Genomic DNA, 22,089 nt, shown 5'->3' with positions numbered 1-22,089 from the left:
AAGAAGAACGGGCAGGCCGGCAAGGGAAACGGGGGGAACGGCAAGAGCGTGGCGCGAGAGCGCACGGCGCAGCGCCGGACCCAGATGTCGAGGCCGGACGACGGCTCGAAGGGCCCCGGGGCGCGCGCCTTGTCGCCCCCCGACGAGCGGCGGCCGATCGCCGGGCGCCTCATCATCATTGGTGGCCATGAGGACAGGGAGAACGACCGTCTCATCCTGCGCCAGGTGGCGAGCTGCGCACGGGGGGGGCGCGTGGTCGTCTGTACGGTGGCCAGCGACGTGCCCCATGAGCTCTGGGAGACGTATGAGCGCGCCTTCCGGGAAGCTCGGGTGCTCGGACGTCGTCCACCTCGACATCGAGCGGCGCGCGGACCTGCTGCTCGACCCGCCCCTCCATCTGCTGGAAGGGGCCGATGCCTTCTTCTTCACCGGTGGCGGGCAGCTGAAGATCACCACGCGCTTCGCGGGCACGCGGTTGTGCGCCGCGGTCGAGGAGTTCTACCGCCAGGGCGGCACGGTGGCGGGTACCTCGGCGGGCGCGGCGGCCATGTCCGACACGATGCTCGTGACCGGGCCCAGCCGGGAGAGCCACAAGATTGGCGAGTCGCTGCAGATGGCCCCGGGGCTCGGGTTCATCCGGGACGTCATCGTCGACCAGCACTTCGCCGAGCGCGGGCGCATCGGCCGGCTCCTGGGCGCGGTGGCCCAGAATCCGCGCTTCATCGGCCTGGGCATCGACGAGGACACGGCGGTCATCGTCGAGCGGGAGGAGCGCTTCACCGTCATCGGCGCGGGAGCCGTCTACGTCGCCGACGCCGAGGACGCGACCTACACCAACGTGGCGGAGGAGGAGGACAACCGGGCCCTCTCGCTCTTCAACGTCCGGCTCCATGTCTTGAGCCAGGGCGACAGCTACGACCTGCGGAGCCGCCAACCGTCGCACCAGTTCGCCCGGAAAGTGGAGGAACAGTTGGAGCGGTCCAAGCACCTCCGGAAGGGCGCGTCCCCGGCCGAAGCGGCGGGGGCCCACGTCCACTGACGCGGCGCCGGGTGGCATGAGCGGGTCTCCTGGATTGTTCCTGGCAACAGGTGCATCCTCGGCCCCCCTCGTGTCCGCTCACGCCATGCTCATCGATACAATCCTGGGCGATGTTCCCCGCTCCACCTTCCTCCAGGAGCACTACCAGAAGCAGCCTCTCGCGAAGCCCGCCACGGCGGCGCACCTGCGGGAGCTGGCGACGTGGGCCACCGTCGATCGCCTCGTCGAGACGACCGCGTGTGATCTGCTGCTGGTGCGCGACGGCAAGCTGTGGCCCGGCCCCCGGCCCACGACCGCCGCCGAGGCCCGCGCGCGCTTCCAGGAGGGCTACTCCCTGGCCCTGCGCAACCCGGACCGGTACGACGCCGGCCTCGCCGAGCTGGGGCGCACCCTCTCCGCCGAGCTGCAGGGCACCGTCAACCTGCAGGTGTATTGCACGCCCGCGGGCCACGGCAGCTTCGGCTGGCATTGCGACCCCGAGGAGGTCTTCATCTTCCAGACCGCCGGGGCCAAGCGCTACCTGCTGCGCCAGAACACGCTCAACCCCACGCCCCTGCACGAGACGCTCACCGACGAGATGAACCCCTCGCGCGAGCGGACTCCCGTCCAGGAGTGCCGGTTGGAAGCGGGTGACTGGCTCTACATTCCCGGCGGCTACTGGCACGAGGTGACCGCGCCGGACCAGGAGGCCATCTCCATCTCCGTGGGGCTCATGCCTCCCACGGGCATCGACGTGCTGGACTTCATCCGCACGCACCTGCTGCGCTCGCCGGCGTGGCAGCGGCGGCTGCCGATGCTGGGCCACGCCTCCCCGTTGTCGGACCCGGAGAAGATGGAGGCGTACCGCGCGCTCTTCCGGGAAGCTCGGCGGCGAGGTGACGCGGATGATGGAGGACCCGCGCTTCGTGCTGCGCTTCATGGCCGCCGCCGCCACGGCGGGCCTGCGCTCCTCGGTGCTGCGCGAAGGCACCTCTCGCGACAAGGAGGGGTGAGAAGCGGGGTGAGACGAGCGGTGCGTTACGGGCTCACCGCGGGCTCGTAGCAGGACTCCTCCTCCTCACCGTCCGTGTAGCGGACGACGAGGCCCGAGGGCTTGTGCTGGTGCGCCAGCCTGCGCCCGCAGTGGATGGCCTGCGTCACGTTGGAAAACCGCTCGAGGCTGCGCCTGCCCTCGAGCCGGACGTACCAACCCCGGCCATCCGCCGCCACGATCACCCACCGTCGGCTGTTGGCGGGTCCCACCTCGCGTCGCTCGCTCTCTTTCCGAATCGCCAGGCTCATAAAATCAACCTGTCATCCACAGGCGAACGACGCATTGTCCCTGGGATCAGCTTGCGGAAAGCACCCGGGCGAGCAGGCGGGGGCTCCGATACATCCCGATACAGGGAGTAACGGACGTCCTGGGGCCGGGGCCCTGAAATGGCAAGGCCCCGGGCTTTACCCACCCGGGGCCCTCGTCATGGGCTGGCCGGCGCACGGGCCCTGCCAGGGCAGCCGCGCGCGCCAGTCTCCCTGGTATCAGCGTCCCGTGCTGCCGCCGGGGTTCACGGAGCCGCCGGAGCCCGAGCCGCTGCCGCCCACGTCGCCGGAGCCCGAGCCGCCGATGTCGCCGCCCGTGCCCGAGCCGCCCATGTCATCACCGGTGCCGGTGCCGCCCAGATCGCCGCCAGTGCCCGAGCCACCGGTGCCGGAGCCGCCCATGTCATCGCCGGTACCAGTGCCGCCCAGGTCGCCACCGGTGCCCGAGCCGCCCATGTCACCACCGGTGCCCGAGCCGCCCACGTCACCACCGGTGCCCGAGCCGCCCAGGTCACCACCGGTGCCCGTACCGCCGATGTTGCCGCCGCCCGTGCCGCCGATGTCGCCACCGGTGCCGGAGCCGCCCAGATCGCCGCCCGTGCCCGTGCCGCCACCGGTGCTCGTGCCGCCGCCGCTCACGTCGCCGCCACCCACGCTGCCCGAGCCGCCGCCGCCCACGTTTCCGCCACCGATGTCGCCGCCGGTGCCCGTCCCGCCGATGTCACCCGTTCCTCCGGTACCTCCGCCCGTGGAACCTCCCGTCGTTCCACCTCCCGTGGTACCTCCGGTGGTGCCGCCGCCTTGGGTCGTGTCGGCCCCGCCCGCTCCCTGATTCCCAGAGCCGCCCGCTCCCTTGCACCCCACGCCGAAGAGCAGCGCCGCGGACAACGCACCCACCACCACCGTCTTGATGTGCTTCATGGCTTTTCCTCCCATTGGTCCTCTTGGGAGGCTACGTACCGATCACGCACCGCAGCATTGGACGTGAAGCCAAGAAAGCCGAGTGGACCGACGCCGGGCTCCCAGCATGGATGGACGAGCCGCCTCAGCGAGGCGGACGAATGCTCCCTCTCCCCTCGGGACAGGGGAAATGAGCGCGGGCGTTGAGTGTCTGGCAGCTTACCAGACTGGCCTCTTCCCCCGTGGCATCGTTCGTGCGAGACCGGGGGGGTCCAGAGCGGACATTGCGTACCGTGGAGGTGCGCAGAACCCTTTGCACCCGTGACAGGTCAACTGATGGATACGGATCTCGACAATCCCCAGCTCGCGCGTGACGGTTTCGACGCCGCGAGCTTCCGCGAGCTGCTCGCCCGGTTCAAACGTGGCGAGCTGATCGAAGCCCCGCCCCTGGCGGGCTCCCTCCAGCCGCTCCAGGAAGGGGATATCCAGCCGCTGCCGCGCCCCGGCACTCCCGAGTACGAGGACTGCAAGGCGCGCGGTGAGGAGGCGTTCCGCAAGGGCCATGTGGCCGGCCTCGTGGTGGCCGGTGGCGCCGGCACGCGCTTCGGCGGCGGCGTGAAGGGGCTCGTGCAGGTGGCGGGAGGGAAGACCTTCCTCGACTTCAAGCTGCAGGAGGCTCGCCAGCTCGGGAGGCTCTACGGGCGTCCGGTGCCCATGGCGCTGATGACGTCCTACCTCACCCATGACGAGATCGCCGAGTTCCTGGCGGACCACCGGCTGCAGGAGAACGTGTTCCTCTTCCGCCAGCGGATGCTCCCGCGGCTCACGGCCAATGGCGAGCTGTTCAAGGACGCCGAGGGCAAGCCGTCGTTCGCGCCCTCCGGGCACGGCGACGTCTTCCGGGCGCTGCGCGAGAGCGGCGTGGGCGACGAGCTGGCCCGGCGCGGCGTGCGCCACGTGTATTTCTCCAACGTTGACAACCTGGGGGCGACGCTGGACCCGGTTGTCATCGGCCTGCACATCAAGCAGGGCAAGGCCATGACGGTGGAGGTGACGCCGCGCAAGAACCCCAGCGGGGCGCTCGACGCGGGCGCGGCGCCGGTGCGGCTCAAGGGCCAGCTCCAGCTCGTGGAGAAGGTGGACCCGGCGCAGCATGGGTTCATCTCCACCAACAACATCACCTTCGATCTCGAGGCGATGATCGCGAAGGAGGTCCCGATTCCCTACCGGGTGGTCTCCAAGAAGGTGGACGACAAGCCGGTGATTCAGCTCGAGCAGGTGACGGCGGAGGCCAGCAGCCTCACCCGTTCGGATGGCCAGCCGCTCATGCCGGTGGCCTTCATCGAGGTGGAGCGCGTGGACCCGGCGACCAGCCGGTTCGAGCCGGTGAAGGCGCCGGACGACCTGCCGCGCGTGGCGGAGCGGCTCAAGCCGCGCCTGCTGGGCTCCTGAGCCGGTGAGCGGCCGTACCCCGGCCGGGGTCCACGCTCCTTTATAGGGGCGGTGGACCCAAGCTTCCGGGGATGAGGCTTCGCACGAGCGGTCTGGCGGGGGAGGGGCACGTCGGAGTGCTGCCCCCGCGCATCGCCCGGCGCCAGGTGGAGGTGGAGGGCGTCCGGGCCCAGGTGTTGGAAGCGGGAGAGGGGCCGGTGTTGCTCCTGCTCGCGAGCATGCTGGTGCGGGCGCGCAGCTACCTGCCGCTCATCCGCAGGCTGTCGGCGCACTTCCGGGTCCTCACCGTGGAGCTGCCGGGCTCCGGGCGTTCGGCTGCCGTGCGCAAGCCGTGGACGCTGGCGGCGCTGCTCCGGTGGGCGCCGCGGGTGCGGATGCCGGTACTGCTCGCGTGGGGCCGGAGGGACCACACCATGCCCCTGTCGTGCGCGGAGCGGCTGCGCGAGCGCCTGCCGCATGCCCGGGTGTACGTCGGCGCCGGGAGCCACGACTGGCTCATCACCGATTCACGGGAGTTCACCCGGGCCGTGCTCGCGTTCGCGGGCGGGCCCGGTGTGTGACGGGCGCCTCCCGCTTCGTGCCGGGCCTCACACCTTGCTCGTGGGTCCGTGCCAGAGGGTGCGCCGGTAGTGGCGGAGGCCCGTCCGGGGACAGGGCGCCCGCGCCTCGGTCTGATCGCCCCAGCCCTCGGGCGCGGGCGTGTGCAGCAGGGGCGATTCCTTCCGGAGCTGCTCGAAGACGCACGTGTCCCAGTGCTCGCCGTTGAGGGCGAGCCAGTCGAACAGGGTCCGCACCCCCTCCGGGGCCAGCACCGGATCCATCAGCACGTCGAGGTGCTCGGCGCTGCCCTCGCCGAGCAGCCGCACCACGCGGGCCCCGTCCTCCTCACGGATGGCCAGCGGGGCGAGCCCCACGAGCCGGCCCTCGCTGCGCAGGGTCACCACCCAGGGCGGCCGCGGCGAGAAGGACGCGCCGGAGCCTCCGGTACCAGGGCAGCAGCCACTCCGGCCGCTGGTAGGTGGTGGCCGTGGGACAGCGCGTCCACAACCAGCGCCACTCGCCCTGGAGCTGCTCGAGGCCCCGAAGGGAGACGACTTCCTCCACCTCGAGGGGAGCGGGTGCTCGTGCTGGCCGGAGGTGGGGTGTTCCGATGTCCGTGCTCAGTGCCATGGTGCCTCCGGAAGTTTCAGTGCCTCGAGGGCCTCGCGGGCCAGCTCCCGCCAGCGGGCGCCCGTCATCCTCCTGCCGGAGGTCTCGTACGGGAGCGCTCCCTCGCGCGGTGGACGGGTGAAGTCGTAGCGGGGCGCGGCCCGGTAGCTCTCGCACCCCACCGGGAAGGACTCCAAGGCCCCGCTCTGCGAGGCGTAGCACGCGAGCATCCGCCGCTTGGCGGCGCACTCCGCCTCGGTGAAGGCCACCGTGGCCACCGGACGTCCATCCGGAGCGGGGAGGAAGCTGGGCGCCATCTCCAGCAGCACCGGAGGCGTGCGCCCCGTCCGGGCCAGCAGCGCCACGGCCGCATGCGAGATGAAGGCCGCGGAGTCGTGGTCCGGATGACGGCCCTCGTAGGGAGGGACGACGAGGAGCGCCGGGCGGAGCGCCTTGATCAGCGCCACCAGGTACCCGGTGAGCGTGGCGAGCTCCTGCGCGGCCTCGTGAGCCACTCCCCCGAGCGAGAAGAGGTTGTCCCGGGGCACTCCGGCGAGGGAGAGCGCCGCGAAGGACTCCTCCTCGCGGATGCGCGCATAGGCCTCGCGCGTGGGCGGGGAACCGGGGGCGCGCAGCGAGGCATCCCGTGGAGCGCCGTCGGTGACGTGGACGACGTGGCAGCCGGGACTGCGGCGCAGCAGCCACGAGGCGTCCAGCACCTCGTCATTCGGGTGTGCGGCCACGAAGAGGACGGAGCCCCGCAGGGCCTGGGGCGGCAGCAGCAGGGGCGCGAGGATGTCTCCGACGGTGCGCCCGTCACCGCCCAGATATTTGTCCAAGGACGCCGATTCATCAGGAGGCCGCATGCATGGGCCTCCTTCCTGGTGCTCTCTCCACGCCGCCTCCCATCCATCCCGCCCTGTCCCGCTCCATCCCGTGCCAAGCCACCCTGTTTCAACCCGCCCCAGCCCGCCCCAATTCTCCCAACTGTCCCCTCTCCCTCCGGGAGAGGGTCAGGGTGAGGGTGTCCGTCACCGTTCTTCAACTCCGTGAGCACGGGTGGGGGATGCAACCCGGGTGGACCCGGCACCCTCACCCCGTCCCTCTCCCGGGGGGAGAGGGGAGATTGGCTCACACGTGCTCTTCGGGCCGCGGCGCGAGCACCGTGGTGCTCTCCGAGTCCAGGCCGCGGGCAGCCCGGGTGCCGAGGAGCTGGATGGCCTCGCGGTAGCCGTTGAGCGTTCCCACGTCCACGTAGGACTCGCCCGCGCGCACGGCGAGCGCCTTGCCGCCCCGGGCGAGCCACTCGTTCACCAGCGTGCCGATGTACGGATCTCTCGGCTCGCGGGTGAGCCACAGCGCATGCAGCTCGCGCAGGATGGCCCCGGTGAGCTTGAAGGCGCCCCAGATCCAATGGCTGGTGGCCGCGGCCTGCTTCACTTGAATCTCCCGCACCGTGCCGTCCTTGTCGGCCACCACGGCGTCGAAGAGCTCGGGGTGGGCGACGGGGAAGCAGAGGAACGAGAGCCCACCGCTCGGCAGCCGGCACAGGCCGTCCTCGGGGAACCAGACGGTGTCGGGCAGGCCGATGAGCACCTCCTCGTCCGGGTGGATGAGGGGCACGGCGCGGAAGAGCGAGTCACACAGGCCCAGCGGCTCCGGCTGCACGGCGTAGCAGACCTGCGCGCCGCCCACCGAGCCGCCGTAGTACTCGACGATGTCGGATTTGCCCGGGGAGATGATGAAGCAGAGCTTCTCGGCGCCCGCGCGCACCATGCGGTCCACCAGGTACTCGCTCACGGCCTTGGGCCGCTCCGTCTTCCCGTCGTAACGGCCTCCTACGGGCAGAAGCTCCTTGGAGAAGGCGAGGGGTTGAATCCGGCTGCCGATGCCTGCCGCGGGTATGAGTCCCCACATGTTTCAGTTCCTCGCATGGTTCGAGACGCGCCCACCGTCCAACAACGCCACCAACTCCTCCGCACGTCTTTCCGCGGTGTGCTCGGTGAGCGCACGCTCCCGGGCGCGCCGGCCCACCCGGGCCAGCTCCTCCGGCGAGAGGGAGAGCGCCTCCACGGCATCCTCGGTGGAATGCGCGATGAGGACCTCCTCGCCGGGAACGAAGAAGGAATCCAGGCCCTCCCAGTCGTCCGTCAGCACCGGGGTGCCGCAGGCCGCGGCCTCGAAGAGGCGGCCCGAGGGGCACCAACCCATGGCGGCCATGGGGGCGCGGGTGACGTTGAGGGTGAGGCTGGAGGAACAATAGAAGGCCGGGTGCTCGACGGGCGGCAGGTGCTGGACGAAGAAGAGGTTGGGCGTCCAGGCGAAGTCCTGCGGATACTGCGCCCCGCCGATGACGAAGCGCCGCCCGGGCATGCGCCGCGCGGGCTCCAGGAAGAAGCGCTCCAGGGCCTCCTGCCGGTTGGCGGCGTAGGTGCCCAGGTAGGAGAGGTCGCTCTGGTAGTGCGGCCTGCCATCCACCGGGAAGTGCACCCGCGGATCCACGCTGCCATACAGGGGCAGGGCGTTGCGCGCGCCGAAGAGCCGCCGCAGCCCGGTGAGGGCCTCGCCGCCCGTGTAGCTCAGCACGATGTCGTAGCCGCCCAGTCCCTCGGGGCCGATGTACTCGACGTCCTCTCCGCGCTCGGCCCGCTCCAGGGTGACGGGCGTGTCCATGTCATAGAAGGACTTCACCGGCACGGGCGAGCCCAGCAGCAGCCGGCCCGCCTCGACACCGTCGGCGCAATAGGACGTCACCATGCCCGCGTCCGCGTCCCGCAGGTGCCGGATGGCCTGGGGCAGGGCGTCCTTCCAGGAGGCATACAGAATCAGCTCCGAGCCCGGCGGCAGCTCGAGCAGGTCGCGGTGGTTCGCGTAGAAGGGCTGGTCGTGCTCGAAGAAGACGACGCGGTGGCCGCGGGCGGTGAGGGCCGAGATGAGCCCCCGCCAGAGGGTGGCGTGTCCATTGCCCCAGGAAGAGCTGACCGTGAGGCCGAAGATGACCAGCTTCATGCCGACTCCTGCAGGGTGGAGGGCAGGGTGATGGCCCCGACGGCCTCCTCGAGGAGGCGGCGCACCTGGGGGGCGAGCCGCACACGGGCCAGCCGCCAGCGCTGATTGGGGCGCAGCCGTCCGAGCGTGTAGGCCACCTTGCGGCGGGTGTGCTCGAGCGGGAAGTAGCGGGCGAAGCCCGAGGCATTGAGCGAGAAGAAGGAGAGGGCGTCCGCGTCGTTGAGGAGCGTGAGGCTCATGTCGCCCTCGGGACGCTCGTGGCGGCCGATGAGCCAGCGCACGCGCTCGATGGTGGCCTTGTCCATGCCCACGTCCGAGAGCAGCGCGCACGCCACGTCCGCGCCGCGGGCGGCATGGGCGTCCTTGAAGGCCTGGTAGTCCGAGGCGTGGTGCTCCACGCGGGCGTCGGCCTCGGAGAGCAGGCGCTCCACGTCGTGGAAGAGGGCCGCCGTCTGGAGGGCCAGGTCCGCATGGGGCGCGAGCCGCAGCACCCACTGCCAGGTGTCCAGGGCATGCCGGTAGTCCGCCACGACGAGCGGCTTGCTCAAGTCGTGCAGGGCCAGGTGGCGCGAGAGGATGGCGTCGAAGAGGCCCCCGGCGGAGGCGGCGTTGCGGCGGCCGATCAGTCCCTGGTAACGGGTGAGGACCTCCAGGGCCGTGGCGGCCAGGGCCTCGCGCGGCGAGCCGGTGATGTGCAGGGCCAGGTCGTGGCCCGCGAGGTTCCCGGAGGCGTCGGCGGTGAAGATGCGCTCGTCCCAGTCGAAGGGATCGAACCCCGGGGCGCGCCATTGCTGGGCGTCCAGCTTGAGCACGTTCTGGTGCCCGTCCAGGGTGAGGGGCCACACCGTGATGGTGGGGAACTCCTCGGCCAGCAGGACGAAGGCACCGGAGTGCGTGGGCGTCGCCTCATCAGCCCGGAAGTCGGTTTCGGACAGCAGGAGCTGTCGGATCATCGCGTCTCCCGCGGGTGGCCCGCACGTGAGGACGCGTCAAACTGCTGCCGCCAGGGTGGAATGGCCAGGGCCCCGTGTATGGGCGCGTGGGCCAATGCACCGCGAGACGAGCCTCACGTGTGCCAGTGCACGGTGCCGGGCGGGGCACCCGTGCGCTGGCGCACAACCGGGTGGGTCCACCCGGGAGACTGCTGGACTACGGACGGCCGTTGTCGGCCGGCTGGTCGAAGGCGTACTGATCCGCGTGCGGCGCCTCGTCCTTGTGGAACATGGGGCACTTCTGGCAGGTGAAGCCCTCCCAGTCCTCACGGACGGCCGCGTCGATGCACACCGAGTAGTAGCGGCAGTGGACATTGCGGTAGTCCTCGACGCGGTGGTGGTCCGCCCACATGGGCAGGCGGAGCTCGGTGGGGTTGGGCTTGGGTGGCGAGCAGGCCATGTCGCTGAAACTCCCTCTCTAGAATCCGTGGGCCCCCTCGGGGGACCTCTTCATACCCACTGGTGCGTCGCGTCATTCCCGAGCGCGAAAGGGGCACGCGGGGAGGCTCCTCGTCCACATAACAGGCGAGCGAGCGGGCGCTTCGTGGCAAGGCCGTGACACCGGCGGCTCCAGGGGCTTGACCGTCTGTCCGGTGGACCTTCACTCGGCGCTTCATCCGGATGGCGCTTTCCCGGAGAATGCCCCCCGTGCGTTCCCTGTCCGACCCCCCCTCGTCTCTCCTGGCCCGCAGGCTGGGGCTGATCGCCTTCACCGTCTTCACCCTGCTCGCCGCGGCTGGCTGTTCGCCCTTCGCCCGCGCCATCAAGGCGGGGGATGAGTTCGCCACCCAGCAGAAGTGGGCCGAGGCGGAGGACGCCTACCAGCGCGCCCTCGCCGCGGAGCCCGGAGACTCGGAGGCGAAGGCGAAGCTGCTCAAGCTGCGCCAGGCCTGGAGCGCGGACGTGTTCCAGGGCGCCAGGGCGAAGCACGCCGAGGGGGACCTGGCCGGTGCCACCCCGCTGCTGGTGCGCGCGCTGCAACTGGACAGCGAGAATGGCGATGCGCGCATGCTGCTGACCCAGACGCTGGACGCCCGGGTGGAGGTGGCCCGGAAGGCGTTGCAGGAGGAGCGGCTGCAGGAGGCCCGGGCCGAGTTCGACGCGGTGCTGGCGGTGGACGAGGGCCACGTGGCGGCGCGCAAGGGCGTGGTGGCGGTGCAGACGGCGCTGGCCCGCCGGTGGTTCGGCACCGCGCAGCGGCTGGAGGAGGAGGGCAAGCTGGGCAACGCGCTGCTGGCGTACGTGCGCGCCAACCAGGAGCGGGTGGGGGCCACGCCGGCGCTCGAGCGCGCCGAGGTGGTGCGCCGCAAGCTTCAGGACGAGGTGGCCTTCCTGGTGGTGACGGGGCCCGCGGAGGACAAGGCGGAGGCGCCGGACGTGGCGCAGCGGCTGTCGCCCGGGCGGCTGTCGGCGCTGCTGCCGCAGGAGGTGCCCATCCGCGTCATCACCGCCGATGCGCCGAAGGACCACGAGGGCGTGCGCCTGGGGCTGGCGGTGGAGCGGGTGATGCCGGTGAAGTCGGTGGAGCAGGCGCAGAAGTCGCAGCGCTACCTGGTGACGAACAAGGCGGTGCCCAACCCGCGCCGGTTGCAGACGGAGTCGGTGCTGCTGGAGCAGGAGCGCAAGCTGGAGGAGGTGGAGCGCAAGCTGTCGGGCGTGCTGCGCGACTACCTGCGCAAGCAGGACGAGCTGGCCCAGGCGCGCGAGGTGGCCGGCCGCTGCCGCTCCCGCGAGCGCCAGGCGTGCAGCACCGCGCTGGCCGAGTGCGTGCGGGCTTTCGGCCAGGCCAGGCCCGGGGAGGTGCCCAAGGAGTGCAGCCCCTCGCGCTGCAACCCCCAGTGCGAGGCGGAGGAGAGCGCGCTGACGCAGCGGGCCTCGGCGGCGCAGGAGCTGGAGCGCCGGCTGGAGTCGGCCCAGGAGAGCGCGGAGGCGCAGCGGCGCGAGGTGCAGCGCGGCCGGGACGCCTACTACCGCGAGCCCCTCACGGTGGACGAGCCCGTCTACGCCGACTACCCGTATGACGTGGAGCTGCACCGGCTGTCGATCACGGCGAGCGTCACCGAGCGGCTGGTGGCGCTGTCCAAGGACGCGGTGGCGGCCTCACCGCGCAGCGAGGACTACGCGGCCATGCACGAGGACTCGGCCAACAAGGCCTACGACAAGGTGGGCGTGCTGGCGGACCCCGTGCAGCTCCGCACCGAGGCGGAGCTGCGTGTGGAGGCGGGGGACAAGGCCATGGCGTCCATCGCCCAGCGGGTGATGGAGCACTTCGACGTCTACCGCCAGCGCCGGGTGGAGGACGCGCGCCGGGGCATGGTGCGCCCCAGCGCCGAGGACGTGGTGGAGACGGCGGTGCGCGCGCTGCTGCTCACCGCCGATGCGCCTCCCCAGGACATCCTCCAGGCGCTGGCCCAGGCACGCGGCCTCACCAATCCCGAGTCCATCTACGGGCGCTGAGGCGCGCGTGGCGCACGGGGCGGGGCCTCAGCCGGCCATCGCCTCGTTCGGGGACCAGAGCGCGGCCTCGGCCGTCTGCAGGCAGTCCCCGAGGAAACGCAGGTAGATGTCGAGCGCCTCGGCGCCGGCCTCCGCGAGCGTCCGGGCGTTCTCCGGCATGAGCTGCAGCAGCTCCTCCATCATCCGCGAGTTGGTGCTGCCCACGTCGAGCTGCACGTGCTCCTTGAGGAAGCTGAGCCCCTCCAGCGTCTCCCGGCCGAGCACCCGCGCCACGTTGGACAGCAGGTGCGGCCCCAGCACCAGGGACAGGTTGTCGATCTCGAACTCGATGGCGATCTGCGCCGCCGGCAGCTCTCCGGCGATGGTCGCCTCGTGGAGCTGCCGGTAGGCCCGCATCGCGTCCGTGGGGTACTGGGCCAGCAGCCGCTCCGTGTGGAGCATGGCCCGGCGCCGGATGTTCCAGCGGCGCACGAGCATCCGCACGTCGTCGGTCATCATCTGGTGATGGCCTGACTCCTGCTTGGAGTGCTTGAGCAGCCCCTTGCCCACCGAGTCCAGGCCGAGCACGAGGCAGCGCTGGCCCGCCCGGCGGATCCACCCCTCCACGGGCTCGGTCATGTACACGCCGAACGAGTGGTACTGGATGAAGAAACGCTCGAGGACCGCCGGCTCGATGGCGGGGTCCACCAGCCTGCGCATCACGGGGTCCGTCGAGATGCGGGCTCGCGCGGGCAGGACGTAGGGCTCATACAGCTCTTTGACCAGACTCATGGCGGCAACTCCTTCGGTACGGCTACGGCACTTCAAACGGTGGGGGCCACGGGCGTCAGGCGGCCCACGGTCGCTTCGCTCACGTACTCCAGGAAATCCGGCAGCAGCCTCGCGGAGAGCATCCACAGGCAGGGCTTCGTGCCGGGCTCGTCATGCAGCCGGGCCGCGGCGGTGTAGCTGTCGTCCTCGTCCTCGCGCAGGAAGACGAAGGCGCCGCGGCCCCGCCGCGCGTACCACTCACGGGCCGCGTCCAGCAGCGCCACATAGGCGTCCGGGCCGTCGAGGGTGAGCGGGAACAGGCGCGCCGCGTCCAGCAGGCGGAAGAGGTTCGTCCCCGGCTGTCCCAGCTCGAGGAGGAGGGCGGCCACCGCCACGCCGTCGCGGCGAGCCACCAGCACCTGGCGCTCGCGCTCCAGCCCGGCCTCGTGCCACGTCTCCATCGTGTCCCGCAGATCCAACCGCTCGCGCGACAGGTCCAACGCGTCCACGTAGCAGGCCGGGCGCGTGCGGGCGATCTGCTCCACCAGGCGCGTCTTCTCCTCGAAGCGGGCCGGGCCGATGTCGAACCCCTGGGCGGACAGCCCGCTGGGCTCATCGCAGCTCACGTGCATCAGGCGCACGGGCATGACCAGGGCCTCGCCGCTGGCCTCGTGCTCCCGCGCGTAGGTGTGGTGGACGCGCTCCATGAGGGGCACGGTGGACTCGGTGTAGGCGACGAGCCACCGGAAGTGGGGATCGCTCTGGATGTGCTCCAGCGTGCGCACGTGGATGTCGCGCAGAATCTGTCCGGGCGGCACGTCCGTGGTGGGCTTGCCGGAGCGCTTGGCGAGCTGGTGCACCAGCCAGGTGTGGCGGTAGGACCGGACGGAGGACAGCGTGGCCTCCACCCCGCGCTCCGAGGGCCACACCGTCTGGCAGAAGAGCCGGGGCTGGCGCGCGGCGTGGTGGCCCGTCTCCAGGAAGCCGGCGCGCAGCTCCTCGAAGTGCTCCGTCGTCTTGCCGGCCAGGTTGAAGTAGCCCGAGTCCACGAACAGCTCCCACAGCGGCTCGAGCAGCTCCTCCGCGCCGCGCGTGGAAGGGCAGAGCGCCTGGGAGACGAGCTGCACCCAGCGCGCCTCGTCCACCGGCGTGCGCGGGGTGACCTGGAGGCCGAACAGCCGCTGCCCGTCCTGGGGCTTGCCGCCCACGTAGCGGACCTCGCCGCGCAGGAGGATGGACTCACCGCTCGCGCTTCGCACCTCGAGGGGCTGGAGCAGCAGCCCCGGGAAGATGAGATCCTCGGGGGTGCCGCGCAGGCACAGGCCATGGAAGGACAGGTCCACCACCTCGCGCTCGAGCGAGCCCAGCTCGCCCCACAGCGGGTGGTGGAAGTGGGCCGTCATTCCAGCGGGAGCGGGCACACGCCGGTGCGAGCGGTGGCGCACCTTCCACAGCCGCCGCGGCAGGGGCGTCACCATCCGGCCGCCCCGCGTCTCCAGCGCGGGCACGCGCATGCGGTAGGCCGTGTTGTGGCCCACCACTTCAATGTCATAGGGCGCCGTGCCCCAGTTGGCTCCCGGCTCCTCCAGCCGCCAGTGGAGCTGCGAGGACGCCACGTCGAAGTACTCCAGCGACACGCGCAGCGTCCGGCCGAGCTGCCGCAGCAGTCCCTCGTGCTTCATGACGCACACGGACTTGAGGATGGAGCGGATGCGCTCGGGCTCGACGAAGGACTCCTCGATGGGCTGCGGCGACACGGCGGGCAGGGCGCGTCCCTCGCGGGCCGCCGCGTCCAGCACGGAGAGGATCTGCCGGCCCTGGTCCCGCGTCACCCCCACCAGTTGGATGCCGATGGGCGCGTCATACCGGCGCGGATCGCTCCAGAAGGCTCCCCGCAGCGGGCCGATGGTGCGGCCGTTGTCGTCCAGGAGCAGTTGCAGCAGGCGGTCGCGCGGAGGCAGCTCGGCGCCGGGCTCGGGCAGGGCCCACACCACGGTGGGGCTCAGCCGCGTCACCCGGCTGCTGCTGATGCCGGGCTGGGACAGGATGAGGTTGATGCCCTTCTCCGGACCCTCGGCGTGCAGCGAATAGCCCGAGTAGGTGCCGGCGGCGAGGCCCGCCCCGGCCGATGTCTCCACGTCTCCACGCATGTGTGGCTCCTCCTCCCTCTTCGGGATGGCGGCTGCTGGCGCCGCCTCGCCGTGGTCGTGCTCTTCCACGACGAGGGTAATCCCTTGCATGAAAAGAGAACGCCCGGGGCCCCCTTTCGTCAAGGCGGACAGTGCCATTCTTTGCTCATGCTTTCCGCCGGGGGCGCGGGGCTGGAAAAGTCCGCTCCTCCGGGTCGAGACCCCGGAACCCCGCTGTATCTCAGGGAAAACGGCTCCCGCGTAGAGCCGGGCAAACAATGACTTGCAGGGCGCGCGTGGGGCATTGTCAGGCTTTTGCCGGGCTGGCGGCTCTGCAGCCCGGGCGGAGCCGTGCCCCTGGGGTGTGAATCCCTGGCCAGCGGGTGCAAGGGATTGCTGGGAAGGGGGGAAATGCGAGGAATTGGCCGGGCGGAGGGTGTCCGCCGGTGGGCAGCGCAGGGGCACCGCGCCGCCCCGGGTGTGCGCCGGAGGACGGAGCCCGGTTCGGGCCGCCCGCTGGGATGTGGGGGCTCTCGGGCTTTCAGGGCTCCGGGGCCCTCTCCCCATGGACGTTGGCGGCGGGAACGGCGAGGCTGCGCCCCCATGGCGAGACCCACCCCCGAGGATCACTTCAATACCGAGGTGCTCAAGTTGATGCTCCAACTGGCCTGGAGCGATGGGCAGATCGACGTGCAGGAGGTGGGGACCATCCTCGGCGCGGCGCGCAGTTGGGGGGTGCCGGAGCAGGAGGTCGCCGCCCTCAAGAAGGCGCTGGAGGGGGGCGTCAAGCTGCCGGCGCCGGACCTGGGACTGCTGCGCGGCCGTCCGGACGAGGTCTTCGAGGCGGCGCGTGCGCTCATCGCGAGCGACGGCAAGCTGCAGGCCGCCGAGCAGGAGATGCTCGAGGAGTTGCGCCTCATTCTGGACGCCGGGCGCTGAGCCGCCACAGCTCCGAAAGAGAGTCGATGGACGCGGATACACGAGAGGCGCTGGCGCAGCGCATCGAGCTGGCCACGCCGGAAGAGCAGATCTCCGGGATCTTCTGCGAGAACACCTTCCTGGCGATCCGGGAGCTGCTGGGCAGGCAGCAGGCGGATGCGGTGCGGAGCTCCACGTGGCCGCTGCGGCCGTGGGTGAGCGTGCAGCGCTATCCCGTGGCGGACCTGTTGCGGATGGTGGGCAGCGCGGCGGACCTCGCCGAGAAGCAGGGGCTCCTGTCCTATACGCAGGCCCTGGAGGAGCCTCGGCGGCTGGGTCACCCGCATCACCCAGGGCACACCGTTCAGCAGGGCCGCTCACCTGGCCGTGGGCAATGAGCCGCATGAGCGGCTGGCCCTCTCGCAGTCGTCGGCGCGCGTCCTCGTCACGTATGGCGAGCGCAAGTACGAGCGCGAGGGGCCCAGCCATGCCCGGCTGCTGTGGAAGCGCGAGCTGATGGGGCCCTCGTTCCTGCTGGGGGCCTACACGGTCATCGCCCAGGGCATCCCCGGCGTGAACATCACCGTCACGCTGGGGCCGTGCCTGCCGCCGGGGATGAACTTCCAACTGCACTGCGCCTGGTGACGCGGGCCGGAGGGGCCCTCACTCCTCCGACTTCGCCACCGCGGCCGGAGCCGGCACCAGCGTCTCGCGCCGCAGCAGGAGCTGGGCGTTCTGCTTGGGCAGGATGCGCACCTGGAAGCGCCGCTGGTAGGTGTCCTCCTTGGAGAAGACGTCCCGGTCCGTCACCAGCAGCAGGGCGGTGGGCACCGCGTACCGCTGCGAGTTGTTGCCGTAGTAGTGCACCAGCACGAAGTACGTGCCCGGGGCCGCCTTGCGCGCGTGGTACAGCTCCGGCCCCAGCCCGTCCGTGATGTCCCAGTGCAGCAGGCCGCCCAGGGACGTCTGCTTGTGGCGGTAGAAGCACTTCTCGCCATTGGGCTCCATCACCCACAGGTCGATGTCCGTCCCGTCCGAGTTCCAGTGCGTGGTGAGCTGGTAGTCGATGGGGGCCATCTCTCCAGCCCGCTGGAGCTCGCGCCGCCGGGCCTCCAGGGCCGCGGACTGTCCGGCCAGCCGGGGATGCTTCGCCAGCGCCGCCAGCATCCGGCCGTAGTGGTAGGCCGCCACCACCTTCGTCTGCCCGTCGTGGCGCTTCCAGGCGCGGGCCAGGACGATCTCCCAGTTGCGCGCGGCTTCCGCGGGCCGCCCCGCCGCGTCCAGGGCCAGGGCCTCCTCCAGGTAGGACTGGGGCTCGAAGGGACGGTTGAGCCGCACGTGCTCGAAGAGCTCCGTGGCGGCCGGGAACTGGCCGAGCGCCAGCAACCCGTAGCCCACCAGCCGCAGCGCCTCGGCGTCCTTGGGGCGCAGCTCCACCGGAGAGGAGAGGGCCCGCACCGCGCCCCACGTGTCGCCCGAGAAGGCCCGCTTGCGCGCCACCGCCTCGTACACGAGCACGTCCTCCTTGTTGTCCCGCCGCGCCCGCCGGTACGCCAGCTCCGCCTGCAGCCGCTCCTCGCCTCCCGCGTAGGGCTCGTCCCGCAGCGGTTGCGCCTTCATCCGCGAGCCCAGCTCCGCCTGCTTCTCCTTCAGCACCCGCAGCACCTCGCGGCCCGATCCCGGCACTCCGTCCAACGACAGCCCCAGCAGCTCGTCCCGGCGCTGGTCCTCCTGCTGCCGCCGCAGCGCGTCCAGGTTGGTGAGGTCCATCTGCTCGTCGCGCACCGCGTAGCGCACGTAGTCGCCCTCCGACTCCAGCACCAGCATGGAGGCCCGCGCGTTGGCCAGCCGGTAGTGCTGGCTGAGCGCCACCACCATCCGGTCCAGCTTCACGTCATCCAGGCCCACCAGCCGCGACACGAAGGCTCGGCCCAGGCGCGGGGGGCGAAGGTGCTGTCCTGCTCACGCGGCAGCGGCACCGCCAGCGTGCGCTCCTCGCCCGCGGCCTGCGTCACCACCTCGAGCTGCGCCTGGCCCTCGCCGGTCAGCCGCCCCGCCACCTGCAACTCCTGCCCCGCGTAGACGAGGTGCGGCCGGCCCGCCACCACCAGGTCCTTCACCGGCGCACCCTTCACGCCCACCCGGGCGAGCACCACCGAGGCCGCCCGGTGCGCACGTGCCGCCGCCTCCACCTCGGCGCCGGAGAGCACGCTCACCACCCGGCCTCCCCCCGAGCGCGCCAGCGCGTCGAAGAGGTCCGTGTTCACCGAGGCCTCGCCGAAGCGGTAGCTCACCCAGCGCAGCGTCTCCGCGGCCGGGTGGCGGGAGATGAGCTCCTCCACGTTGCTCTGTCCCCAGGTGACGTTGCCGTCCGAGAGCAGGAAGGCCGTCACCCGCCCGCCGCCCGCCGGGGGCTTCAGCCAGTCGCGCCCGGCCCGGTCCAGCTCGGCCAGCATGCCGCTCACGTTGGAGGCGCCCTCGAGGTAGACGCGCTCCAGCTCGGCGAACGTCTGCTGGCGCGCTTCGGGCGTATTGCGCCGGAAACCGGTGCCGTGCAGCCAGCGCGGGCGCACGTCGAAGAGGAGCACCGCGTACTCGGTGAGGCTCGGGTCCTTCTCCAGCAGCGCGCGCAGCATGGAGCCCTGGAGCGCCCAGGCGTTGCCGTCCTCCGCCGAGAGTGAGGTGTCCACCACCAGCACCGCCCGCCCCGTGGCCGCCTCCGCGCTGCTCGCGGTGAGCCGCTCCGGCATCCGTACCCGCGTGTAGAAGGCGTGCCCGGGCAGTCCCGCCGGGTCCGCGCCCACCAGCACGTCCGCCTCCGCGCTCCGGGGCGTGAGCGCCACGTCCAGCGCTCCGTCCCCCTTCAGCTTCGGCCAGTCCCACGCCTGCCAGGTGCCGAGCGTGAGCGGCTTGCCCGTTTCCGGGCCCACCACCACCTCGCCCGCGTGCCTCGGGTCCACGTGCACGCGTGCCGAGACCTTCAGGCCCTTGCCCGCCCCCGGCGGCACCGGCCACGTGTAGCGCAGGCGCTGGCCGTCGAAGAGGAGCGTCTGCTCGTAGGCGATGACCACGCGCTTGAGGGACTTGGGCGGCAGGGGGAAGACGCGCGCGCTGAAGTTGGAGGCGCCCGCCCACTCCAGCAGCGCCGGGTCCACGTTGCGGCGCACCACGTCCTCGTACACCTCCCGGGCGCGCTTCTGCTCGACGACGCGGGCCTCCTGGGGCTCGCCCCACGAGCGCTTCGCTCCCGGCGGGCTCGGCGGGGCCGCGGCCACCAGTGTCTCCGCCTTGCCCGAGTCTCCCAGCGGCGGCAGCAGCTCCGTGGACTGGAAGAGCGAGGGCGAGTCCACCGCCACCGCCCCCGAGTACAGCGCGAAGCCCGCCACCGTCGCCCCGCCCGGCAGCGGGTAGTAGAAGGTGCCTTCCAGCGCGCGCGCGGTGTTGTTCTCGAAGAGGTAGTCCACCACCGTGCGCGCACGGGCTCCCTGGATGTACGTCACCACGCGCACCTCGCGCGTCACCAGCGGCTGGTAGCGGCCCTCGTCGTCCTGCACCAGCACCTTGGCCGCGCGCTGCGCCGTCTCCACCTTCGGCAGCACCGGCCGGGGCGCCTCGGCCGGCTCGGGCTTCTCCTCGGGTTTCTGTGCGGATGCGGGGGCCCGCCTCGCCGGGCTCGGGGCGGCGCCACCCCCTCGGCCCCCGCTGGAGGCGCGCTCCGATGAGCTGCCCCTGATGATCTGGATGATCTCCCGCCGCTTCTGCTGCAGCTCGCGGGGGCGCTCCTCGTATTCGAGCGCATCTCCGTCCAGGGCGGCCGCCCGAGGCTCGGGGGGTGGGGCCGCGGGAGCCTCGGCCATCGGGGCGGGCTCCGCCACGGGAATGGGGGCTGGTGGCGGCGGGGCCGCCTGGGCCATCCCGGCTTCCATCTCCTCGGAGCCCAGGGACTCGTCGACTTCCGCCTCATCGTTCGCCCCGAAGGTCCTGAGGTTCCGGCGGGTCGGCCGCGGCCCACCGGCGGGCTGGCCTCCGTGCGGGTTCGCCTCACCCACGAGCCGGAAGAGCTGCTCCTCGGTGACGGGCTGCGGATCGGCGACGGCATCGCGCAGCGCCGGAAGGTCCACCGTCCCCGTGTCCTGCACGCCCGGCACGGTGGTGGGCGCGGTGAGCCCGGCCTGGGCGAAGGGGCCCGGGTCCGCCTTGGGGGCCTCGGGAACAACGGGTTTCTCTTCGTCCGGAGAGCTGCGCTTGCAGCCCGGCAGGGCCAGGGCCGCGAGAAGGAGTCCGGTGAGCAGGGCGCGCGGGAGGGACATGGGGCCGCAGGTTAGCCCACCTGCGTCCTGCCCGTTGTCACCTCACGGCTGGGACTGCTGGGCGCGCCGGGAGAAGCGCAGCACGGCACGGAAGATGGACTCCACGCCGTCCGGGTCCAGCCCCAGCTCGGTGGCCCAGGCCCGGCGTGTGGCGATGACTTCATCCTCCCGGGCCGGGTCCGGTACGGGCTGGCCCGCCTCGGCCTTGGCGCGAATCGCTCGCCGGGCCAGCTCGGCCCGCCGCGCCAGCAGCTCCACCAACTCCCGGTCGAGCTGGTCGATGTGCTCGCGCGTCTCCTTGAGCTCCGGCAGGCCCGTCTCGAGCGCGGGCAGCTCCATGCGGGCCGTGTCCGGCGTGGCCGCTTCGGGCGGAATCGCCTCCAGCTCCTGGTGGATGGCCCCGAGCGCCTGGAGCAGGTGCCTGCGCGCCTCGTGGGCGAAGGGGTTCTCGTGCTGGATGGCGGTGAAGAGGTGTCCGGCGTCCGAGCGGACGATCTCGATGGTGCGTGACAGCGCCTTGAAGCTCGCGGGCGCGAAGGGCACGTCCACCCCCGAGCCGGCGTCCACCATCCCCTTGGCCACGAAGAAGGTGAGCGCGTGCGTGTGCGCCATCACCCGGTCATGGCCCTCGGGCGTCTGCTCGATGACCTCGCAGCCCAGCCGCTCGAAGAAGACCCGGGCCCGGCGGGCCGCGTCCGGGTGGAGCGGGTTGGGAGACACGACCACGCGCAACGGGCGCTCGGCCATGGCGAGGCTGAGGGGACCGAAGAGCGGATGGGTGCCCACCCATGGCACCCGCGTGCCGAGCACCTCGTTCATGGCCTGCACGGGCTTCACCTTGACGCTGCCCACGTCGAGCACCAGTTGCTCCGGCTTCAGGTGGGGGCTCAGCGCCTGGAGCACCTCCCGCATCCTCGGCACCGGCACGGCCACCACCACCTGCTCGGCCCCGGTGAGCAGCCCCTGGAGCGAGCCGGCGCGGTGGGGCTCGGGGATGTCCGCCGCGGTATCCCACGCCCGGTAACCGATGCCCGCCGCGTCCAGCAGGGAGCCGAGTGCGCGGCCAAAGCGGCCATATCCAACGATGGCGACCGTCATGCCGCCAACTCTACACGAGGGGGGGCCATGGCCGTGTTCTCCGCACCGGCGCAGAGTGGCGTCCTCCGCAGTGCCCAGAGGGAATCGACGTGTCCGAAGCGAAGAAGAACGTGGAGCGGACCCGGCACATCTTCGAGGAGATGGCCCGGACCGGCAGCAACCAGCCGCTCCTCGAGTTGATGGATGATGAGGCCGTCTACAAGCTGTCCCTCCCCAAGGGCACGCCCCTCAGCGGCGAGTTCCGGGGCAGGCAGGCCATTCACGAGTACTTCGAGCGGCTCGATCAGGTGCTCGAGGTCCTGGAGGTGAAGACCTGGGACTTCGTCGGCAATGGCGACCAGGTCATCGTCCTCGGTGACGAGCAGTTCGTCGTGAAGAAGACCGGGCGCACCTGCTACAGCGAGTTCGCCTTCGTCCTCGACTTCAGCGGCGGGAAGATCGTCCGCGCGCTCGTCATCGAGGACCTGTCCGGGGTCGTCGAGGCCTTCGCGCCCGCGAATACACGGGCGGCTTCACGGGCTTCGGGGAGTTGAGGCACGGCGGGGAGGACGGGCCCGCGCACCCTCACCCCGTCCCTCTCCCGAGGG

At 71.5% G+C, this 22,089-nt stretch carries 23 protein-coding genes; 9 read left to right on the top strand and 14 right to left on the bottom strand.

All coding sequences use genetic code 11. The features are described from left to right. Positions 1-187 precede the first annotated feature (187 nt). Together ACN28I_RS24065 and ACN28I_RS24060 are read left to right on the top strand one after the other, a co-directional pair. Positions 188-1,039: a cyanophycinase gene (locus tag ACN28I_RS24065; protein ID WP_420944289.1), complete on the top strand. Its 852-nt coding sequence runs from the start codon at positions 188-190 to the stop codon at positions 1,037-1,039. Between the two features lie 85 nt (positions 1,040-1,124). Continuing rightward, positions 1,125-2,081: a JmjC domain-containing protein gene (locus ACN28I_RS24060; RefSeq protein ID WP_420944288.1), complete on the top strand. Its 957-nt coding sequence runs from the start codon at positions 1,125-1,127 to the stop codon at positions 2,079-2,081. Here the strand turns inward: ACN28I_RS24060 and ACN28I_RS24055 are convergent. Beyond that, positions 2,057-2,320, bottom strand: a complete 264-nt coding sequence (locus ACN28I_RS24055) for a DUF2188 domain-containing protein (RefSeq protein WP_420944287.1) — start codon at positions 2,318-2,320, stop codon at positions 2,057-2,059. The two genes, ACN28I_RS24060 and ACN28I_RS24055, sit on opposite strands and share 25 nt — an antisense overlap. 237 nt (positions 2,321-2,557) lie before the next feature. Next, positions 2,558-3,259 (bottom strand): hypothetical protein, encoded by a 702-nt coding sequence (locus ACN28I_RS24050; protein ID WP_420944286.1) that lies wholly within the window; start codon positions 3,257-3,259, stop codon positions 2,558-2,560. Positions 3,260-3,574: 315 nt separating this feature from the next. On the opposite strand from ACN28I_RS24050, the gene ACN28I_RS24045 reads away from it, so the two are divergent. Together ACN28I_RS24045 and ACN28I_RS24040 are read left to right on the top strand one after the other, a co-directional pair. Continuing rightward, complete coding sequence (locus tag ACN28I_RS24045) at positions 3,575-4,690, top strand: UTP--glucose-1-phosphate uridylyltransferase (protein ID WP_420944285.1); 1,116 nt, start codon at positions 3,575-3,577, stop codon at positions 4,688-4,690. 71 nt (positions 4,691-4,761) lie between these two features. After that, entirely contained in the window at positions 4,762-5,250 is a 489-nt protein-coding gene (locus ACN28I_RS24040; protein WP_420944284.1) for an alpha/beta fold hydrolase, read from the top strand. A gap of 27 nt (positions 5,251-5,277) precedes the next feature. Here the strand turns inward: ACN28I_RS24040 and ACN28I_RS24035 are convergent, their stop codons facing one another. From ACN28I_RS24035 to ACN28I_RS24005, 7 genes are all read right to left on the bottom strand, one after another. After that, complete coding sequence (locus ACN28I_RS24035; protein ID WP_420944283.1) at positions 5,278-5,604, bottom strand: hypothetical protein; 327 nt, start codon at positions 5,602-5,604, stop codon at positions 5,278-5,280. Then, complete coding sequence (locus ACN28I_RS24030) at positions 5,576-5,860, bottom strand: hypothetical protein (protein ID WP_420944282.1); 285 nt, start codon at positions 5,858-5,860, stop codon at positions 5,576-5,578. The genes ACN28I_RS24035 and ACN28I_RS24030 overlap by 29 nt, the downstream gene beginning before the upstream one ends. Further along, positions 5,851-6,705, bottom strand: coding sequence for a PIG-L deacetylase family protein (locus tag ACN28I_RS24025; RefSeq protein WP_420944281.1), 855 nt, complete (start codon positions 6,703-6,705; stop codon positions 5,851-5,853). Before ACN28I_RS24025 ends, ACN28I_RS24030 begins: the two co-directional genes overlap by 10 nt. A gap of 265 nt (positions 6,706-6,970) precedes the next feature. Further along, positions 6,971-7,756, bottom strand: coding sequence for a nucleotidyltransferase family protein (locus ACN28I_RS24020; RefSeq protein ID WP_420944280.1), 786 nt, complete (start codon positions 7,754-7,756; stop codon positions 6,971-6,973). Positions 7,757-7,759: 3 nt separating this feature from the next. After that, positions 7,760-8,848, bottom strand: coding sequence for a CgeB family protein (locus tag ACN28I_RS24015; RefSeq protein WP_420944279.1), 1,089 nt, complete (start codon positions 8,846-8,848; stop codon positions 7,760-7,762). Continuing rightward, positions 8,845-9,801, bottom strand: a complete 957-nt coding sequence (locus tag ACN28I_RS24010) for a DUF4202 family protein (RefSeq protein ID WP_420944278.1) — start codon at positions 9,799-9,801, stop codon at positions 8,845-8,847. Before ACN28I_RS24010 ends, ACN28I_RS24015 begins: the two co-directional genes overlap by 4 nt. A gap of 196 nt (positions 9,802-9,997) precedes the next feature. Further along, positions 9,998-10,240: a hypothetical protein gene (locus ACN28I_RS24005; RefSeq protein WP_420944277.1), complete on the bottom strand. Its 243-nt coding sequence runs from the start codon at positions 10,238-10,240 to the stop codon at positions 9,998-10,000. Between the two features lie 248 nt (positions 10,241-10,488). Between ACN28I_RS24005 and traC the strand changes: the two genes are divergently transcribed. Then, complete coding sequence (traC, locus tag ACN28I_RS24000) at positions 10,489-12,297, top strand: outer membrane exchange accessory lipoprotein TraC (RefSeq protein ID WP_420944276.1); 1,809 nt, start codon at positions 10,489-10,491, stop codon at positions 12,295-12,297. Positions 12,298-12,324: 27 nt separating this feature from the next. Here traC and ACN28I_RS23995 read toward each other — a convergent pair whose 3' ends face one another. Together ACN28I_RS23995 and ACN28I_RS23990 are read right to left on the bottom strand one after the other, a co-directional pair. Then, complete coding sequence (locus tag ACN28I_RS23995; RefSeq protein WP_420944275.1) at positions 12,325-13,068, bottom strand: hypothetical protein; 744 nt, start codon at positions 13,066-13,068, stop codon at positions 12,325-12,327. Between the two features lie 32 nt (positions 13,069-13,100). Continuing rightward, on the bottom strand, positions 13,101-15,197 hold the full coding sequence (locus tag ACN28I_RS23990) for a hypothetical protein (protein WP_420944274.1): 2,097 nt from the start codon (positions 15,195-15,197) through the stop codon (positions 13,101-13,103). A gap of 582 nt (positions 15,198-15,779) precedes the next feature. Here ACN28I_RS23990 and ACN28I_RS23985 point away from each other — a divergent pair. The 3 genes from ACN28I_RS23985 to ACN28I_RS23975 are packed head-to-tail and all read left to right on the top strand — an operon-like array spanning position 15,780 to position 16,739. Beyond that, positions 15,780-16,115, top strand: coding sequence for a TerB family tellurite resistance protein (locus tag ACN28I_RS23985; RefSeq protein WP_420944273.1), 336 nt, complete (start codon positions 15,780-15,782; stop codon positions 16,113-16,115). A gap of 26 nt (positions 16,116-16,141) precedes the next feature. After that, positions 16,142-16,492 (top strand): hypothetical protein, encoded by a 351-nt coding sequence (locus ACN28I_RS23980; protein WP_420944272.1) that lies wholly within the window; start codon positions 16,142-16,144, stop codon positions 16,490-16,492. Further along, the gene (locus tag ACN28I_RS23975) at positions 16,398-16,739 is read left to right on the top strand and encodes a DUF2378 family protein (protein WP_420948704.1); all 342 of its coding nucleotides are present in this window, start codon (positions 16,398-16,400) and stop codon (positions 16,737-16,739) included. The genes ACN28I_RS23980 and ACN28I_RS23975 overlap by 95 nt, the downstream gene beginning before the upstream one ends. A gap of 18 nt (positions 16,740-16,757) precedes the next feature. Here the strand turns inward: ACN28I_RS23975 and ACN28I_RS23970 are convergent, their stop codons facing one another. Genes ACN28I_RS23970 through ACN28I_RS23960 form a run of 3 tightly spaced genes read right to left on the bottom strand, consistent with a single transcriptional unit; the run spans position 16,758 to position 21,502 of the window. Continuing rightward, positions 16,758-18,014, bottom strand: a complete 1,257-nt coding sequence (locus ACN28I_RS23970; protein WP_420944271.1) for a DUF2135 domain-containing protein — start codon at positions 18,012-18,014, stop codon at positions 16,758-16,760. After that, positions 17,984-20,404, bottom strand: coding sequence for a VIT and vWA domain-containing protein (locus ACN28I_RS23965; RefSeq protein WP_420944270.1), 2,421 nt, complete (start codon positions 20,402-20,404; stop codon positions 17,984-17,986). Before ACN28I_RS23965 ends, ACN28I_RS23970 begins: the two co-directional genes overlap by 31 nt. 42 nt (positions 20,405-20,446) lie before the next feature. After that, the gene (locus tag ACN28I_RS23960; protein WP_420944269.1) at positions 20,447-21,502 is read right to left on the bottom strand and encodes a prephenate dehydrogenase/arogenate dehydrogenase family protein; all 1,056 of its coding nucleotides are present in this window, start codon (positions 21,500-21,502) and stop codon (positions 20,447-20,449) included. A gap of 89 nt (positions 21,503-21,591) precedes the next feature. Here ACN28I_RS23960 and ACN28I_RS23955 point away from each other — a divergent pair, with 89 nt between their 5' ends. Next, positions 21,592-22,035 (top strand): nuclear transport factor 2 family protein, encoded by a 444-nt coding sequence (locus tag ACN28I_RS23955; RefSeq protein WP_420944268.1) that lies wholly within the window; start codon positions 21,592-21,594, stop codon positions 22,033-22,035. The last annotated feature ends 54 nt before the right edge of the window (positions 22,036-22,089 follow it).

Origin of the sequence: Archangium gephyra, assembly GCF_049060025.1 — a bacterium.
GTDB classification, from domain to species: domain Bacteria; phylum Myxococcota; class Myxococcia; order Myxococcales; family Myxococcaceae; genus Archangium; species Archangium gephyra_A.
This window is presented reverse-complemented; position numbering and strand designations above follow the sequence as displayed.

Coding starts and splice junctions, on each gene's coding strand:
- ACN28I_RS24040 (WP_420944284.1), top strand. CDS start 4,762: ATGAGGCTTCGCACGAGCGGTCTGGCGGGGGAGGGGCACGTCGGAGTG.
- ACN28I_RS23995 (WP_420944275.1), bottom strand. CDS start 13,068: ATGAGTCTGGTCAAAGAGCTGTATGAGCCCTACGTCCTGCCCGCGCGA.
- ACN28I_RS24060 (WP_420944288.1), top strand. CDS start 1,125: ATGCTCATCGATACAATCCTGGGCGATGTTCCCCGCTCCACCTTCCTC.
- ACN28I_RS24055 (WP_420944287.1), bottom strand. CDS start 2,320: ATGAGCCTGGCGATTCGGAAAGAGAGCGAGCGACGCGAGGTGGGACCC.
- ACN28I_RS24015 (WP_420944279.1), bottom strand. CDS start 8,848: ATGAAGCTGGTCATCTTCGGCCTCACGGTCAGCTCTTCCTGGGGCAAT.
- ACN28I_RS23990 (WP_420944274.1), bottom strand. CDS start 15,197: ATGCGTGGAGACGTGGAGACATCGGCCGGGGCGGGCCTCGCCGCCGGC.
- ACN28I_RS24025 (WP_420944281.1), bottom strand. CDS start 6,705: ATGCGGCCTCCTGATGAATCGGCGTCCTTGGACAAATATCTGGGCGGT.
- ACN28I_RS23960 (WP_420944269.1), bottom strand. CDS start 21,502: ATGACGGTCGCCATCGTTGGATATGGCCGCTTTGGCCGCGCACTCGGC.
- ACN28I_RS24005 (WP_420944277.1), bottom strand. CDS start 10,240: ATGGCCTGCTCGCCACCCAAGCCCAACCCCACCGAGCTCCGCCTGCCC.
- ACN28I_RS24045 (WP_420944285.1), top strand. CDS start 3,575: ATGGATACGGATCTCGACAATCCCCAGCTCGCGCGTGACGGTTTCGAC.
- ACN28I_RS24020 (WP_420944280.1), bottom strand. CDS start 7,756: ATGTGGGGACTCATACCCGCGGCAGGCATCGGCAGCCGGATTCAACCC.
- ACN28I_RS23985 (WP_420944273.1), top strand. CDS start 15,780: ATGGCGAGACCCACCCCCGAGGATCACTTCAATACCGAGGTGCTCAAG.
- ACN28I_RS24050 (WP_420944286.1), bottom strand. CDS start 3,259: ATGAAGCACATCAAGACGGTGGTGGTGGGTGCGTTGTCCGCGGCGCTG.
- ACN28I_RS23980 (WP_420944272.1), top strand. CDS start 16,142: ATGGACGCGGATACACGAGAGGCGCTGGCGCAGCGCATCGAGCTGGCC.
- ACN28I_RS23965 (WP_420944270.1), bottom strand. CDS start 20,404: ATGTCCCTCCCGCGCGCCCTGCTCACCGGACTCCTTCTCGCGGCCCTG.
- ACN28I_RS24030 (WP_420944282.1), bottom strand. CDS start 5,860: ATGGCACTGAGCACGGACATCGGAACACCCCACCTCCGGCCAGCACGA.
- ACN28I_RS24010 (WP_420944278.1), bottom strand. CDS start 9,801: ATGATCCGACAGCTCCTGCTGTCCGAAACCGACTTCCGGGCTGATGAG.
- ACN28I_RS24065 (WP_420944289.1), top strand. CDS start 188: ATGAGGACAGGGAGAACGACCGTCTCATCCTGCGCCAGGTGGCGAGCT.